This is a genomic window from Caballeronia sp. NCF2, assembly GCF_023631205.1.
GTDB classification, from domain to species: domain Bacteria; phylum Pseudomonadota; class Gammaproteobacteria; order Burkholderiales; family Burkholderiaceae; genus Caballeronia; species Caballeronia zhejiangensis.
Genome location: NZ_JALQDN010000055.1, coordinates 1 through 15,596, shown reverse-complemented (window position 1 = coordinate 15,596; position 15,596 = coordinate 1). Strand labels below are relative to the sequence as shown.

13 protein-coding genes are annotated in these 15,596 nt (G+C 62.4%); 8 read left to right on the top strand and 5 right to left on the bottom strand.

Annotation, left to right across the window (positions count from 1 at the left end):
• The first annotated feature begins 7 nt into the window (after nucleotides 1–7).
• From NCS02_RS19445 to NCS02_RS19425, 5 genes are read left to right on the top strand one after another with little or no spacing between them, the layout of a single operon-like run.
• Nucleotides 8–1,519: a sugar ABC transporter ATP-binding protein gene (locus tag NCS02_RS19445; RefSeq protein WP_250440762.1), complete on the top strand. Its 1,512-nt coding sequence runs from the start codon at nucleotides 8–10 to the stop codon at nucleotides 1,517–1,519.
• Between the two features lie 10 nt (nucleotides 1,520–1,529).
• Nucleotides 1,530–3,629, top strand: coding sequence for an ABC transporter permease subunit (locus NCS02_RS19440; protein ID WP_008354431.1), 2,100 nt, complete (start codon nucleotides 1,530–1,532; stop codon nucleotides 3,627–3,629).
• A 27-nt stretch (nucleotides 3,630–3,656) separates the two neighbouring features.
• The gene (locus NCS02_RS19435) at nucleotides 3,657–4,601 is read left to right on the top strand and encodes a 3-hydroxyacyl-CoA dehydrogenase (protein ID WP_250503156.1); all 945 of its coding nucleotides are present in this window, start codon (nucleotides 3,657–3,659) and stop codon (nucleotides 4,599–4,601) included.
• A gap of 15 nt (nucleotides 4,602–4,616) precedes the next feature.
• Nucleotides 4,617–5,519: an SMP-30/gluconolactonase/LRE family protein gene (locus NCS02_RS19430; protein WP_250503130.1), complete on the top strand. Its 903-nt coding sequence runs from the start codon at nucleotides 4,617–4,619 to the stop codon at nucleotides 5,517–5,519.
• Between the two features lie 52 nt (nucleotides 5,520–5,571).
• Entirely contained in the window at nucleotides 5,572–7,101 is a 1,530-nt protein-coding gene (locus NCS02_RS19425) for a class I adenylate-forming enzyme family protein (RefSeq protein ID WP_250503129.1), read from the top strand.
• Here the strand turns inward: NCS02_RS19425 and NCS02_RS19420 are convergent.
• The 4 genes from NCS02_RS19420 to NCS02_RS19405 are packed head-to-tail and all read right to left on the bottom strand — an operon-like array spanning nucleotide 7,094 to nucleotide 11,607.
• Entirely contained in the window at nucleotides 7,094–8,533 is a 1,440-nt protein-coding gene (locus NCS02_RS19420) for an efflux transporter outer membrane subunit (RefSeq protein WP_250503128.1), read from the bottom strand. The two genes, NCS02_RS19425 and NCS02_RS19420, sit on opposite strands and share 8 nt — an antisense overlap.
• A gap of 10 nt (nucleotides 8,534–8,543) precedes the next feature.
• Complete coding sequence (locus tag NCS02_RS19415) at nucleotides 8,544–9,704, bottom strand: ABC transporter permease (RefSeq protein WP_250436103.1); 1,161 nt, start codon at nucleotides 9,702–9,704, stop codon at nucleotides 8,544–8,546.
• Nucleotides 9,701–10,654 carry an ABC transporter ATP-binding protein gene (locus NCS02_RS19410; protein WP_404989950.1) on the bottom strand — a complete coding sequence of 318 codons (954 nt, stop codon included), beginning with the start codon at nucleotides 10,652–10,654 and terminating at the stop codon, nucleotides 9,701–9,703. The genes NCS02_RS19415 and NCS02_RS19410 overlap by 4 nt, the downstream gene beginning before the upstream one ends.
• Nucleotides 10,651–11,607, bottom strand: a complete 957-nt coding sequence (locus NCS02_RS19405) for an HlyD family secretion protein (RefSeq protein ID WP_250519939.1) — start codon at nucleotides 11,605–11,607, stop codon at nucleotides 10,651–10,653. The genes NCS02_RS19410 and NCS02_RS19405 overlap by 4 nt, the downstream gene beginning before the upstream one ends.
• 247 nt (nucleotides 11,608–11,854) lie before the next feature.
• Between NCS02_RS19405 and NCS02_RS19400 the strand changes: the two genes are divergently transcribed.
• From NCS02_RS19400 to NCS02_RS19390, 3 genes are all read left to right on the top strand, one after another.
• Nucleotides 11,855–12,025 (top strand): hypothetical protein, encoded by a 171-nt coding sequence (locus NCS02_RS19400; protein WP_008354446.1) that lies wholly within the window; start codon nucleotides 11,855–11,857, stop codon nucleotides 12,023–12,025.
• A 169-nt stretch (nucleotides 12,026–12,194) separates the two neighbouring features.
• The gene (locus tag NCS02_RS19395; protein WP_250519938.1) at nucleotides 12,195–14,618 is read left to right on the top strand and encodes a penicillin acylase family protein; all 2,424 of its coding nucleotides are present in this window, start codon (nucleotides 12,195–12,197) and stop codon (nucleotides 14,616–14,618) included.
• Nucleotides 14,619–14,926: 308 nt separating this feature from the next.
• On the top strand, nucleotides 14,927–15,307 hold the full coding sequence (locus NCS02_RS19390) for a DUF4148 domain-containing protein (protein ID WP_250440757.1): 381 nt from the start codon (nucleotides 14,927–14,929) through the stop codon (nucleotides 15,305–15,307).
• Between the two features lie 61 nt (nucleotides 15,308–15,368).
• Here the strand turns inward: NCS02_RS19390 and NCS02_RS19385 are convergent.
• Nucleotides 15,369–15,596: hypothetical protein (locus tag NCS02_RS19385; protein ID WP_250503125.1), on the bottom strand; the 228-nt coding region annotated here is incomplete at its 5' end.

Genomic DNA, 15,596 nt, shown 5'->3' with positions numbered 1-15,596 from the left:
CGGCGCGATGAACGACGCATCATTGGCGATCGATCTGTCGAAGGTGACGAAGCGCTTCGGCGCGACCGTCGCGCTCGATGGCGCGTCGTTCTCGGTGAAGCGCGGCGCGGTGCATGCGCTGCTCGGCGAGAACGGCGCGGGAAAGTCCACCACGGTCAAGCTGCTGTCCGGATTGATGCAGCCGGATGCCGGCAGCATCCGCGTAATGGGCAGCGACGTGACGATGAAGAGCCCGAAGGACGCGCATCGCGCGGGCGTGCAGACGGCGTTTCAGGAGATGACGCTCGTGCGCGATCTCACGGTCGCGCAGAACCTATTGATGTCGTACGAGCCGACGGGTTTTCTCGGGCGCATCAGAAAGCGCGACGCGCAGCGGCAAGCAGCGGAATGGCTCGACAGGCTCGAACTGTCCGATGTGCGTCCCGGCGCTTATATTCGCGATCTTTCGTTGCCGGTGCGGCAGAAGATCGAGATTGCGAAGGCCATCGTGCGCAAGCCGAAAGTGCTGTTGCTCGACGAACCGACGTCCGCGCTGTCGGGACGCGATGTCGCGTGGCTCTCACGGCGCATCGACGAACTGAAGGCGAGCGGCGTGACTTTCGTGTTCATCTCGCATCGCATGCAGGAAGTGCGCGAGTTCTGCGACAGCCTCACGGTGTATCGCAATGGCCGAGATGTGGGCGCGTTCGACGCTGCGGATATATCGGATGACGAAGTAATTCGACTCGTCATCGGGCGTTCGATGGAGGCGAAGTATCCGCCCAAGATCACGACGGTACAAAGCGACGCGACGCCGGCGATCGAGACGCGCAACGTTCGCGTCGATGGCGTCGTCGCCGATTTCGATCTCGCCGTGAAGCCGGGCGAAGTGCACGGCATCGCAGCGCTGCAGGGCATGGGGCAACGCGAGCTGTTCGAGGCGCTGTTCGGTGCCACTTACATCGACGATGGCGAGATTCGCATCGACGGCAAACCGGTGACGCTGACATCGACGGCGGATTCGCTGAAGGCCGGCGTATCGACGAGCTTTCTGCCCGAAGACCGCAAGACCGAAGGCCTGTTCCTGCGTTTGCCCGGCGGCGAGAATGTGTCGCTTCCCGTGATCGGCCGCTATGCGCGCTTCGGCCTCATCGATCGCAAGCGCGAGCAGGCCGCGATTCGTCGCTCGCTTGCGCAGATGGAGGTGAATCCGCGCGCGCTGTACAAGCCGTGTCTGTCGTTCTCCGGCGGCAATCAGCAGAAGATCGCGATGGCCAAGTGGCTGCTCACGCAAAGCCGCGTGTGGCTCATGTTCGATCCGACGCGCGGCATCGACGTCGGCACCAAGCATCAGATCTTCGTGCTGATGCGTGCATTCGCCGCGGCGGGTGGCTCCGTGCTCTTCTATTCGACGGACGTGCCCGAGCTCGTCAACGTGTGCGACCGCGTGTCGGTGATGTATCGCGGACGCAACGCCGGCGAGTTGAGCGGCGACGCGCTGACCGAAGAAAACGTGATGCGCAAGATGCTTTCCAGTTGAGAGGTTGCTCATGAAGATAGCCGTTGCGTCGCCCGAAAGCGAGGTCGTGCGGCCGGGCGCACGCGTGGGATTTGGCGCGCGCATCGATCATCATCGCGGGCTCATCATCGCGATCAGTGCGTTGCTTGCGATGCTCGCCGGATGGGTTTCGCTGTCCGCGACACCTGTCGGGCTCTACGACATCGGATCGGTAATTTCGAGCGCAACTACACTCGCGCTCGCGGCGATCGGGCAGACCATCGTCGTGCTGTCGGGCGGATTCGATCTGTCGGCCTCGGCGGTCGTGTCGCTCGCGAACGTGCTTGCCGTGCGCTTCGTGCAAGGATCGCCCGTCGAACAATGGGGCGGCGCCGCGCTGATTCTGGCGATCGGCGGCGGCATCGGCCTCGTCAACGGCGCGCTGATCGCATGGTTTCGCTTGCAATCGATCGTCGTCACGCTCGCGACGATGTTCATGGTGCAAGGCTTGACGCTGCTGATTCAGAACAAGCCGGGCGGCAGCGTCGGCGATCAGTTCGGCGCGGTGCTCACCGCCGATCTCATCCCCGACAAGATGCCGATGTCGGCGGGCTTGCTGATTCTTGCGCTGTTGATCTGGTCGTTCATCAAGCGCACGCGTTACGGCGTGGGTCTGTACGCGTTAGGCAGCGATGCCGACGGCGCGTATGCGAACGGCATGCCGGTCACGCGCTACCGCATCGCGACGTATGCGCTCGCTGGCATGTTCTACGCGGCGGCGGGTCTGTATGTATCGGCACAGACGGGCTCGGCCGATCCGCTCGTCGGCCGTCCGCTGCTGCTCTCGATGTTCACGGCCGTCGTGCTCGGCGGCACGTTGCTCGGCGGCGGACGTGGCGGCTGCGTCGGCACCGTGTTCGCAGCAATGACGCTGATGATCACCGTGAACATTCTGCTCGTGCTGAACGTATCGGCGTTCTTCACGACGATAGCCGAAGCGGTGATCCTGATTCTCGCGGTGCTCGGTTCGTCGATCGGCAAGCAATCGGCGGCGCATGAATGCGCGCGTCACGCGGCGCAGTGGCTCAAGGCGGTGCGAACGGGCACGCGCGCACGCGACGACAAGCATGCGCGGCGCGTTGCGTTCGAAGTCGACGATTATCGTCCGGTTGAAAACACGGAGCTGAAGGGACGACCGATCGCCGACTGGATCGAGCGCAATCGCGAATGGGTCAAGTATGTGGTGCCGGCTTATCTGCTGTTCTTCGCGGTGGTCGTCATCACGGGCTTTGTCTATGGGCCGGGCGTGCTCGTCAGCGCGAACTTCTATAGCAGCCTGCTCACGCTGACCTTGTTTCTCGCGATACTCGGCCTCGGCCAGGGCGCGGTGATCCTGACGGGCGGACTCGACTTGTCGATGCCCTGGCTCATCACGCTGTCGGGCGTGTTGCTGACCGGACTCACGCACGGCGTGAACGGCGCGGCCGCGTGGGCGGTGCCGATGGTGCTGCTGGTCGGCCTGCTCGTCGGCGTGTTCAATGGCGTGGGCGTCGTGATGCTCGGCTTGCCGCCGATCGTCGTCACGCTTGCGGCGAACGGTTTGCTGCAAGGCCTCACGCTGATCTATTGCAATGGCTCGCCACAAGGATGGTCGCCGTCGACGATCAGCGAATTCACCAACGGACGCTTCGGTCCGCTGTCGATCGCGGCGTGGAGCGTGCCGGTGTTTCTCGTCATCGCGTTGCTGCTCCTGCATCGCACGCCGTTTGGGCGGCGCGTGTATGCGGTCGGCAATTCGCCGGTCGCGGCGAAGCTGTCGGGCGTGCGCGTGGGCACGACGCTCATCGCCGTGTATTGCCTTTCGGGTTTGTGCTCCGCGATCGTCGGCCTGTTGCTCGCGGGGTTCAGCTCGCAAGCTTTTCTCGGCATGGGCGATCCGTATCTGTTGCCGTCGATTGCAGTGGTTGTCGTCGGCGGCGCATTGATTACCGGTGGACGCGGGCACTATCTCGGCGTGTTCGGCGGCGCGCTGCTGCTTACGGCGCTCGGGACGTTGCTTGCGGGAACCACGGTGCCGCCCGCGGTGCGCGACATCATCAACGGACTCGTCGTGCTGGCGGCTGTCATCACGCTGCGGGACAAGAAGGGCTAAACCAACTCGAACGAGGACCAGATGCAGATGCAAGCGAACAACATTGCGGTGATCGGTTCGGGCCGTATCGGCCGCGCGTGGGCGATCGTCTTTGCGAAGAGCGGCTTCAACGTCACGATCCACGATGCATCGAAGGACATGCTCGGCGGCGCGATTCCCGCGATCCGCGAAAGCGTCGAGGATCTGGCGTCGTTCGATCTGATCGATGAAGCCGTCGATGCGATCGTGGCCCGCATCACCGCATGCGAACATCTCGCCGATGCTGTCGCCGACGCGGATCTCGTGCAGGAGAACATCGCGGAAGTGGTGGAAGCGAAGCGTGCGTTGTTCATCGAACTGGACCGCCTCACGAAGCCTGACGCGATTCTGGCGAGTTCGACATCGGGATTGCCTGCATCGACCTTCACGGAAGGCATCGCAGGCCGCGCACGCTGTCTCGTCGCGCATCCGGTGAATCCGCCGTCGCTGGTGCCGCTCGTCGAGTTGTGCGGCGCGCCGTGGACCTCGCAGGACACGATGGAACGCGCACGCGCCATCTACGAAGGAGCGAAGCAAAAGCCCGTCACCGTGAATCGCGAGATCTCGGGCTTTCTGCTCAATCGTCTGCAAGGCGCGTTGCTCGACGAAGCGTTGAGTCTCTATGAACAAGGTTATGCGAGCGCCGCCGATCTCGACACCGTGATACGCGATGGACTCGCGATGCGCTGGTCGTTCATGGGCCCGTTCGAAACGATCGACCTCAACGCGCCCGGTGGCGTGGCCGATTACGCTGCGCGCTACGGCGGCACATACAAGAGCATCGCTGCGGGACGCAAGCCGTTCGACTGGTCGGCCGAGACGCTCGGCAAGCTCGATGCCGAACGGCGCGCGGTGCTGCCCGGCGAGAAGATCGAAGAACGCAGCCGCTGGCGCGATCGGCGTTTGATGGCGCTGCTCGCGCATCGGCGCGATATCGAGGACGGTGAAGCCTGAACAAAGGAGACGACGATGCCCGAAGTACGCTTGCTGGTCGATGCGAACAATCATCTCGGCGAAGGACCGCTATGGGATGTGAAGGAGGAACGGCTCTACTGGATCGACAGCACGGCCGCGGAAATCTATAGCTGCCGTGCTGACGGCGGCGACGTGAAGCGCTATTTCGTGCCGCGTCACATCGGTTCGATGGCGTTGCGCGAGCAGGGCGGCGCGGTGGTCGCGCTCGCGAACGGCCTGTATTTCTACGACTTCGATGCGCAGACCGTGCAGTTCATCGCCGATCCCGAAAGCGACGATCCCGAGACGCGGTTCAATGACGGAAAGGTGGATCGCCGTGGACGCTTCATCGCGGGCACCATGTCCTACGACTTCGACCGCTACGATGCCGATCGCGGCCAGCGCTCGACGCGCAGCGGCGGGCTGTATCGGCTCGATACGAATGGCCAGGTCACGCGGCTCGACAGCGGCATCAGTTGTTCGAACGGCCCATGCTGGAGCCCCGACAACAAGACCTTCTACTTCACCGACACATACAGCAAGGAGATGTACGCCTACGACTACGACATCGAAACGGGCGCGGCGACGAACAAGCGCCTGTTCGCATCGGCGCACGACATGGCCGGCACGTTCGATGGCGCAACCGTCGATGAAGAAGGCTATGTCTGGTCTGCTCTCGTCTTCGGCGGACGCATTCTGCGCTTCGCTCCCGATGGCAAACTCGATCGCGTCGTGCCGTTTCCCGTGCGCAATCTGACGAGCGTGATGTTCGGCGGACCGAGTCTCGACATCCTCTACGTATCGACGATGGGCCGCCCGATGTGGGGCATTCCGCAGAAAGAGCGCGACAAGGGCGGCCTTTTCGCGGTGACGGGCCTCGGCGTGCGCGGCATTCCCGAGCCGCGTTTCGCGGGATAGAGCATGAGCGTTTATCATTCGGGCCTCAGGGTCTCGAACGATATCGCTCGACATGGATACGAACAAGCTCATTGCGTCGCTGCCCGCGCGCATCGACGCGATCATCTCGCGCGGTGCGAAGGCGCATCCCGATCACATCGCGTTGCATGAGGACGCGCGCGCGTTGACTTATGCGCAACTCGACGATGCAATCGATGCGCTGGCCGCGCGTCTCGGTGCGGCGGGCGTGCGCGCCGGCGATCGCGTCATGCTGATCGGCGAGAACAGCGTCCTGCTCGTCGCATCGCTTTTTGCCGTGAGCCGTCTCGATGCGTGGGCGCTGATCGTGAATGCGCGATTGTCCGCAGTCGAGCTCGATGTGATCCGCGCGCATGCGAAGCCACGCATCGCGCTCTATACCGTCGATGTTTCCGACGACGCCGCGCATCACGCGCAACGTGACGGCGCTTCGGTCGAATCGCTCGATGCGACGCCGATCGGCGCGTTTGCGTTAAGCGATATCGATGCCGCGTCTGAGCAGGAGCCGCACGGACTGTCATCGGACAGGCAATGCGCGGCGCTCATCTACACGACGGGAACGACCGGCGCGCCGAAGGGCGTGATGCTGTCGCATCGTAATCTGCTGTTCGTCGCGGCAGTATCCAGCACGCTGCGTCGTGTCGGTACCAGCGATCGCGTCTATGCCGTACTGCCGGTATCGCATGTGTTCGGTCTTGCGTCCATGTGCCTCGGTTCGCTGTATGCGGGCGCGACGTTGCGTCTTGCGGCGCGTTTCGATCCCGCGCGCGCGGGACGCGTTCTCAGCGATGAACGCATGACGATCTTTCAAGGCGTTCCCGCGATGCATGCGAAGCTGATCGATCATTTCACGCCGCGCGGCGGCCTGAATGCGCCATCGTTGCGCTTCGTCTATTGCGGCGGCTCGCCTCTCGACATGACGCTCAAGGCCGCTGCCGAAGCGTTCTACGGTGTGCCCTTGCATAACGGCTATGGCATGACGGAGAGCAGTCCGACCGTATCGAACACGCTGCTCGATGCACCGGCGCCCGATTCGTCCGTCGGGCCGCTGATTCCAGGCGTCGAGGCGCGCATCGTGCCGCTCGCGCATCAAAGCGACGCCGACGATACCGGCGAACTATGGGTGCGCGGGCCGAACGTGATGCTCGGCTATTACCGCGATGCGGCGCAGACGGCGGCCACGGTGACGGAGGACGGCTGGCTCAAGACGGGCGATCTCGCGCGCTTCGAGAGGGGCAACCTGTATATCGTCGGGCGCAGCAAGGAGTTGATCATCCGCTCGGGTTTCAACGTGTATCCCGCGGAAGTGGAGCAGGCGTTCAACAGTCATCCCGCCGTGCTGCATTCCGCCGTGGTCGGACGGAGCGTGCAGGGCAATGAAGACGTGCTTGCGTTCGTCGAATTGAGGCCCGGCTGCACGGCGAGCGAAAGCGAACTCGCGGAGTGGGTCGGCGAGCGGCTCGCGCCCTACAAGCGGCCTTCTTCTATCCGCATACTCGATGCATTGCCCGTGTCCGCGAGCGGCAAGGTGCTCAAGCATCGGCTCGGAAAGCTCGCTAATTAGTTGCGGATGCAACCGGTTTGCTCGCTGCATTCGTGTCTTCGCCTGCGCCGCCCAGCGAGTGGAAAAGTGCCGCGGTGTCCGAGAGACGATTGGCGTGCGCGAGCGCGTAATCGAGTTGCGTCTGAAGCGCCTGACGTTGTGTGTCGAGCAGATCGAAGCGGCTCACGCCGCCCGCCGTAAAGCGCGCGCTGGCTGTGTCGAGATTGGCTTGCGCTTCGTTCGCCGCGATCTCGCGCGCGTGCAGGGCATCGGCATCGTTTTGAAGCGCGGTCAGGCTATCGGCGACCTGTTGCAGCGCGTCCAGCACGGTCTGTCGATAGGCTTGCATGGCTGCTTCGTAGGCCGCTTCGGACGATCGCTTCCTCGCGCGCAGCTCGCCGCCATGAAATAGCGGCTGCGTGAGATTCAGGCCGACGTTCCACACGTTGAGGCTATTGAGCATGTCGTGGATGTTCGTGCGCTGGCTTCCCACGCCCGCAGAGAGCGAGAACTTCGGATAGAGGTCGGCAGTCGCCACGCCGACGTTCGCGCTCGCCCGATGCAGCAACGCTTCCGATGCGCGGATGTCGGGTCGTTCGCGTGCGAGCGTCGAGGGCAAGGTCAGCGGAACGTTGCCCGGAACATGAAGCGAATCGAGCGTGATGGCATCGAAGTCGGCCTTGGATGGCTCGACGCCCAGCAACACTGCAAGCCGGTGATCGGCCTGATCGCGTTGCGTGACGAGCGACGGAAGGTTTGCGCGCGTCTGCTCGACGAGCGTGCGCTGGCTGCGCACGTCGAACGGCGCGACGCCGCCCGCCTTCAGGCGGCCTTCCATGATGGACAGTTGACGCATCTGTGCATCGACGAGACCTTCGGTGAGCGTGATCTGATGCTGCAACGAAGCGCGCCGGATCGCGGTGGCAACGACATTGCCCGCGATCGAAAGCCGCGCCGCATCGAGCTCGAACGACTGATAGTCCACTTGCGCACGCAATGCTTCGAGTGCGCGCCGCTCGCCGCCGAAGAAGTCGAGCGTGTAAGACACGCTCACCGAGGCATCATAAAGCGTGAACGGACCCGGACTCGGAATCGGCACGCCGAAGGCAGCAGGATCGACCTTTTGACGCGAGCCGGAGAGCGAGGCATCGACGACGGGAAAGTATGTCGCGCCCGCCTGCGCGCGATAGTCCTCGCGCGCCTGCACGAGCTTCGCCCGCGCCTCGTCGAGCGAGGGACTGTCGCTCAATGCGCGATCGACGAGACGGTTCAGCGTATCGGAGCCGAACTGCGTCCACCAGCGCGGCAGCGCATGATCGGCCGCGGGAAAGTCCTTTACCTCGACCGGCGTTTTGACATAGGTCTGCGTGTCCGGCGGCGCAGGCGCATGAAAATCGGGGCCGACAGTGCAGCCGCACAACATGAGCGCGCAGAGGGGAAGAATCTTTTTCATCGATGTTTCCCTAGTCGAGCGTGCGCCGATAGAAGCGCAACGCAATGCCCATCACGATGACGGTGAAGAGCGCCATCGGCCACACCGAGGGCCACAGGTCCGCCCAGCCGTTGCCCTTGAGAAGAATGCCGCGAATCAGGCGATTGAAGTACGTGAGCGGCAGCAAATTGCCGATGAACTGCGCCCACGCCGGCATGCCCGCGAACGGAAACATGAAGCCGGAGAGAAGGATGTTCGGCAGGAAATAGAACATGGTGAGCTGCATTGCCTGAAGTTGGTTCTGCGCGAGCGACGACAGCGTGATGCCCACTGTCAGATTCGCGGCGATGAAAAGCAGCGCGGCGAGATAGATCGCGAGCGGATTGCCGACGAGCGGCACATGGAAGACGAAACGCGTGGCCGCGAGAATGATCGACGCCTGAATGAGACCGATGAACACGTAAGGCACGATCTTGCCCGTCATCACCTCGACGGGACGCACGGGCGTGGCAAGGAGGTTTTCCATCGTGCCGCGCTCGCGTTCGCGCGTCATCGCGAGGCCGGTCATCATGACGAGCGTCATCGTGAGAATCACGCCCATCAAGCCGGGCACGACGTTGTATTGCGTGATGCCTTCGGGGTTGTAGAGGTTGTGGACCTGCACGTCGAATGGGGCGGGCGTTGCGTTCAAACGAGCAAGCGGGCCCGTGATGTCCTTGTCGGCAACGGATCGTACGAGCATGGTCAGCGCGTTGCTCGCCTTGCTCACCGCATTCGGATCGGTCGCGTCGGCCTCGACGAGCAGCGCGGGCCGCTCGCCGCGCAACAGCTTGCGCGAGAAGTCGACGGGAATGTTCAGCACGAAAAGCACGCGGCCTTGCGCAAGTGCGCGACGGCCAGCTTCGTCGTCGGGCAGCGTCTCGACGATGTCGAAATAGCCGGAGTGCTCCATTGCCGCGATGAAGCTGCGCGAAAACGGACTCTGATCGCCGACGATCACGGCCGTCGGCAGATGCTTCGGGTCGGTGTTGATTGCGTAGCCGAAGAGGGCGAGCTGCACGATAGGCAAGCCGACGATCATGCCGAACGTGATGCGGTCGCGCCGCAATTGCAGGAACTCCTTGATGACGATGCTCCACCAGCGCGTCACGGAGAAGCGCGCGAATATCGCGAGCGGGCCGCGTGCCTTCATGACGTCACCTTAAAGTTGTCGGTCGACCGGCTCATCAGATAGATGAAGACATCTTCGAGTCCGGTTTCGATCGGCTCGGCGCGCGTTGCGCCGTCTTTTGTCGCATCGCGCACGGCCGCCTCGAGCGCAGCGTGATCGCTGCCGCTCACATGCAGCGCAGAGCCGAATACGACGGTCTGATCGATGCCGGGCGTCTTGCGCAAGCGTTCGGAAAGTTCGCTCAAATGCTCGCCGTGAATGCTCCATGTCGCGAGGTTTTGCGATGCGATCACTTCGTTCGCGGTGCCTTGCGCAAGCAGCTTGCCATACGCGATATACGCGAGCTTGTGGCATCGCTCGGCTTCATCCATGTAGTGCGTGCTCACCAGCACCGAAATGCCTTTCGCGGCGAGACGATGCAACTCCTCCCAGAAGTCGCGGCGCGCGGTGGGATCCACGCCTGCGGTCGGCTCATCGAGCAGGAGCAGCTTCGGCTCGTGCAGCATGCATGCGGCGAGCGCGAGGCGTTGCTTCCATCCGCCCGAGAGCGAGCCCGTCAGCTGACTCGCGCGGCTCTGCAGACCGAGCGCTTCGAGCGCGCGATCCACGGTTTCGCGGCGATTGCTCATCTGATAGATGCGCGCGACGAAGTCGAGATTCTCGCGAATCGTCAGGTCTTCCCAGTACGAGAAGCGCTGCGTCATATAGCCGACGTTGCGCTTGATCTCTTCGCTTTCGCGCACGATGTCGTAGCCGAGGCACGTACCGCTGCCCGAATCGGGTGTGAGCAGGCCGCACATCAGGCGGATGGATGTTGTCTTGCCGCTGCCGTTCGGGCCGAGAAAGCCGAAGATCTCGCCGCGCGCGACTTGCAGCGATACATCGTTGACGACGTGTTTGTCGCCGAAGTGCTTGTTGAGATTCTGGACGTCGATGACGTATTGCGTGTCCTGCATGCTCGTTACACTCATTGCAACCTCACGCCGACGGGTTGGCCCGGATGCAGCTTCGATGCATCGGCCGGTTGAGGATGCGCTTCGACCATGAACACGAGCTTCGAGCGATTCTCGTTGCTATAGATGACCGGCGGCGTGTATTCGGCCTGATTCGAGATGTAGGTGATTTTCGCGGGCACGTCTTCCGTGCAGCCGTCGCAATGAATCGATATCGCGCGCCCCGTTGCGAGGCTACCCACCATGTTTTCCGCAACGAAGAAGCGCACTTTCACGTTCTGCGGCGGCAACATCTGCACGACCGGACTGCCCGCCTGTACCCATTCGCCGACACGATAAAGCGTGTCGTACACGAGCCCGTCCGCAGGCGCCGCAACGCGCTTTTGGTCGACCTTCCATTGCGCCTGAGCGACAAAGGCTTGCGCGGCTGCGACTTGCGCGCGTTGCGCCGCGATCTGTTGAGGACGGCCCGGCAGGCGTGCGATATCGACCTGTTCGGCGAGGTCGCGTACTTGCGCGGCGGCGGCATCCGCATTCGCGCGCGAATCGTCGAGCTGCCCTTTGGCGATGCCGCCCGCGCTGAACTGCGCTTCATCGCGGCTCAGTTGCAGCGCGGCCTTGCGAGCGTTCGCGCGTGCCTGCGCGAGTTGCGCGCGCACCGATGCGACCTCCGGTGCGCGCTTTCCCGTGAGGATGTCCTCGAGTTGCGACTGCGCGGCCGTGAGTTGACGCTGTGCCTGATCGAGGGCGGCGATTTCATCGGCCGATTCGAGCATGAAGGCGCTCGTTCCCGCCTTCAACGTTTGCCCCCGCGCGACGGACAGCGCTGTGAGCTTGCCCGATTGCGACGAGCCGAGGTAGACGAATTCACCTTCCACGTAGCCCTGATAGATATCGCGGTCCTGATGCGAGCACGCCGCGAGCGCCGTGGCGAAAAGCAAGCAGGTCGGGATGGCGGTGATGCGGCTCATGGCGCGCTCCGTGGAAGTATTCGTTACTTGGTTGGTCTACCAAACAATACGTGAGGCGGCTCGTCGGTGTCAAGCAGAGCGGCGGTGAGTCGCACGCGGGTGTGCCAAATCAAGGATAGACGGCGCGAGTAAAAATTACAGGCGGGGCGGATGCGCCGGCGTAAAACGACGCCATGAGCGAAAGTAAGACGAAAGCGCGAGCAGGCATTACGTGTGCTTCGTGATAGCGACACGAGGCGACTACGACATGGACAATCTTTTGAAGATCGCGCAGGACTGCGGCTTTTCAGTGGTGCTGGAAGGCCGGATCGGCACGCAGGAATACAACAGCGTGAGTGGTCCGCTGCAGGCGTTGGAGAAGTTCGCGGAAGTCATCCGCGATACGGCTTTGCAGGAGCAGCCGCGGCAGGACGAGTGAGCTCGAGTCGCTGTTCGAGAATGGCGTCATTCGGGTGAAAGCGTTTCGCGAATAGATTCGGCGTCCGAATTAAATAACCGCCGACAACCTTTGCGTGTCTCCTGCATTCGAATTACAGTGCGATATTCGTGTGACTGGAATCGACACTGATAAGAACGGAGACGCCAAGATGAATCGAAGAAAGGGACAACGCCTGATTGTGCTGACGATCGGCGCATCTCTAATCGCACCGCTCGACGCGCGAATCGCATTCGCCGATACACCGGGCGATGAAACGATTGCCGTTGCGGGTCTTTCGCAACCGTCGGACATCCTGATCGACCGTTGGGGCGTGCCGCACATCTTCGCCGTCAACGATAGCGACGCCTTCTTCGTGCAAGGCTTCAACGCCGCGCGTGACCGCATGTTTCAGATCGATCTGTGGCGCAGACGCGGCCTCGGCGAGCTTTCGGAGGTCTTCGGTCCCGCTTATGTGGAACAGGACAAGGCCACGCGGCTCTTTCTTTACCGCGGCGACATGGCGACCGAATGGCAGCGCTATGGTCCCGATGCGAAGCCTGCCGCGACACGCTACGCAGCCGGCGTGAATGCGTATATCGACTGGCTTGCCGCGCATCCGGACCGCATGCCTTATGAGTTTCGCAAGATCGGCTATTGGCCGGCGAAATGGAGCGCCGACGATATCGTGCGTATTCGCAGCCACGGTCTCACGCGAAATCTCACAAGCGAAGTCGCGCGTGCACGCGTGACGTGCAAGAGCTCGCTCGACGCGGACACCGTGCGTTTCGGACTGCAGCCGCAGTGGAAAGCGCAGATGCCCGCGGGCCTCGATCCCTGCCTTCCCGATGATGTCCTCAAAGTCTTTACGCTCGCAACACAAGGCGTGCGCGTGACGAAGGAGTCGATGAAGAGCACGGATGCATCGACGACGATGATCGCCGCAGCCGAGAATCCCGAGGAAGTGACCGAAGGCAGCAACAACTGGGTGATCGCGCCATCGAAGTCGGCGACGGGCCGCGCGATCATGGCGAACGATCCGCATCGTGCTTATGCCGCGCCGAGCCTTCGCTACATTCAGCAGATCAGCACGCCGACGCTCGATATCATCGGCGCGGGCGAACCTTCGGCGCCAGGCATTTCGATCGGGCATAACGGCTCGATCGCTTATGGACTCACGATCTTCAACATTGATCAGGAAGATCTTTATGTATATGAGTTGAATCCGGCGAATTCGCGGCAGTATCGTTATAAGGGCAAGTGGGAGCCGATGCGCGTCGTGCGTGAACAGATCGCCGTGCGTAATGGCGCTCCCGTCACCGCCGATCTGCTTTACACGCGACACGGTCCTGTGATCTATACGGAAGAACGCAAGCATCGCGCCTTCGCCGTGCGCACGGCGTGGCTGTCGCCCGGCATGTCGCCGTATTTCGATTCGATGCGCTATATGCGCGCGAAGAATTACGCGCAGTTCAAGGCGTCGCTTGCGACATGGGGCGCGCCGACTGTGAATCAGCTCTATGCGGACAAGGATGGAAACATCGGCTGGGTGCCGAGCGGCCTCGCGCCGAAACGCCCGAATTGGGACGGCCTCATGCCCGTGCCCGGCGATGGCCGCTATGAATGGGCGGGCTTCTGGCCGCGCGATGCAATGCCTTCGGTCTATAACCCGGCGCAAGCTTATTTCACCACGTCGAATGAAATGAATCTGCCCGCGGGTTATCCGTATGCGGAGCGCAAGCTCGGCTTCGAATGGACCAACGGGTCGCGGCATCAGCGTATCGACGAAGTGTTGAAATCGCTGCCGAGGGTGTCGATCGAAGACTCCGAGCGCTTGCAGAACGATGACGTTTCGATTCCGGCGCGCAGGCTCGTCGCATTACTCGCGCCGCTTTCGAGCGATGATGAAGACACACGCGCCGCGCTCGCGATGCTCAAGGACTGGGACGCGCACATGAGCGCGAGTTCGCCGCAAGCCGCGCTCGAAGAAGTATGGTTCTCGCGTCATCTCGGACGCACGTTCAAGGAAGCGGTGTTGCCGAAGGACGCGGCGGCGTCGTTCGGCGCACCCGATACCTCGGTGATGCTCGATTCGCTCGAACATCCCGAGACGCGCTTCGGCGACGAGGCGCCGGCCAAACGCGATGCCGTTCTGCTTTCGAGTCTGCGCGATGCCTATGCGGAGATGCGTCATCTGCAAGGCGCCGATGCAACCCAGTGGCGTTGGGGCAAGCTGCAAACGAACCTCAACGCGCATCCTCTGGCCGATGTCGTCGATGCGGACATGCGTGCGAAGCTGAACGTCGGGCCGATCGGAAAGGGAGGCAGCGCTTACACGCCGAATCAGTCGACCTATCGCGCGAGCGACTTCCGCGAGACGAACGGACCGTCGTTTCGTGTGGTCGTCGATGTCGGCAACTGGGACAACTCGCGTGCGGTGAATCTGCCTGGCGAATCGGGCGATCCGGATAGCCCGCATTATCGGGATCTCGCGCAGATGTGGCTCGACGGGCAGTACTTCCCGTTGCTGTATTCGCGCTCGGCCGTCGAAGCCGCAACGGAGAAACGCGTGCATCTCGTGCCGGACGCGCATTGAGCACGGGCTGCGTGAGCGCCGATGATCTTCACGGCGCTTTGCATCACGATTACGATCGCGGTGGACGGGTGCTGGCTGGCGCCTTGCCGGACTCCTCATCCGGTCCGTCCTCCGCGCTTCCTTCCTTTTTCTTCTTATAGAGTCTGCTCGATGCGGGAATAGATCGCTGCGTACCCGGGTTAACCAGTCGAAGCCTCTACGCTTGAAACCTAGGTCGAGTGAGTCGAAGCCGCGCAAGGGCCCTGTGCGTTCGATGAGGTCGTGGATCGCGTGCGATCCGGTCAACCTTTTCTGTCGGAGTGAACATCATGAACGCCATCGCCAAAATCGTCGTGTCCGTCGCCGTGGTCGCTGCACCCACGTTCGTTTTCGCGCAGAGCCAGAACGCCCCTCTGACGCGCGAACAAGTCAAGGCCGAGCTTGTTCAGCTCGAACAGGCGGGGTATTCGCCGGCCACGGGCGAGCAAGCCAACTATCCCTCGGATATTCAGGCGGCGGAAGCGAAGGTCGCCGCGCGGCGGAACACGAACGAAGCGAATGAAGCGTACGGCGGCACCCATGCCGGCGGCGCGGCGTCGGGTTCAGGCGCGATGCGCAAGCCGATGTCGATGAAGCATGGTTCGATGTGGATGTCTACGTCGGATTGCGTCGGGCCCGCGAGTTATTGCACGCTGTTTTTCGGAAGCTGAGTCGTCGGGCTGTTGGTGAGCGCGGGGAGTCGGTCGGGACTTCCCGCGTTTGCATGTCTGGCTATTTGTACGTCCAGCGGCGTTTGGCGGGCGCAGAAAAATAATTTGCGAAAGGGGCTTGCGGAGATGTCATCGGCTCTTCATAATCTCGTTTCTCTGCTGCTGATGCAGCGACGCAAGACGGAAGTTGAAGTAAGGCTTGTCTTGCGATGTGCTCTTTAAAAACTAACAGCCGATAAGTGTGGGCGCTTGATGGCGAGTGCGGCTGGTTCTTCGGAATCGGTAATAG